The 600-nt window shown below is 64.3% G+C and carries 1 protein-coding gene; it reads right to left on the reverse strand.

Going from position 1 to position 600, the window contains the following annotated elements; translation table 11 throughout:
- A partial coding sequence (locus QQK95_RS33320) for a transposase (protein WP_284278833.1) occupies positions 1 to 559 on the reverse strand: 559 nt, incomplete at its 3' end.
- Between the last annotated feature and the right edge of the window lie 41 nt (positions 560 to 600).

Raw genomic sequence — 600 nt, forward strand, 5'->3', positions numbered from 1 at the left:
GCGCCTGGAGATAGACCCCGTCCGCCCACACATAGACATAATGGCGCGCCGAAAGATCGCGCTTTTGCCAACGCTCGTATTCGGTGGTCCACTCTGCCGTCAGCCGCGTGATCACCGAGGGTGAGAGGTTCGCTGCCTCCTTGCCGAGCAGGGCTGCCAGAGCTTCCTGAAAGTCGCCCGTCGAAACGCCGCGCAGGTAAAGAACGGGAAGCAGCGCGTCCAGACTTCGCGTCCGACGCGCCCATTTGGGTAGGATCGATGAGGAAAACCGGACCCGGTCCGCTTCGCCGGTCGCGCCGCGGTCCCGGACCTTCACCCGGCTGACGGGCACCGGCCCGATCCCCGTCTGGATGCTCCGCTCCGGGCCGCGACCGTGCCGGACCAGCCGCTCACGTCCGTCCGGCAGCTTCAGATCCCGCATCTCGGCAAGAAACGCTTCGGCCTCCATCTCGATCGCCTGCGCCAGCAATTTGCGCGCGCCGGTGCGGAGCACATCCGTCAGGGGATCATCGATCTCGTCGGGCTGACGAAGGCGAACAATGTTGATAGTCTCGTTCATGGCGTATCGCTCTCCTTGAGAGGTTCTGGCAGGCTTCAATC

Source organism: Mesorhizobium huakuii (genome assembly GCF_030160235.1).
Lineage (GTDB): Bacteria > Pseudomonadota > Alphaproteobacteria > Rhizobiales > Rhizobiaceae > Mesorhizobium > Mesorhizobium huakuii.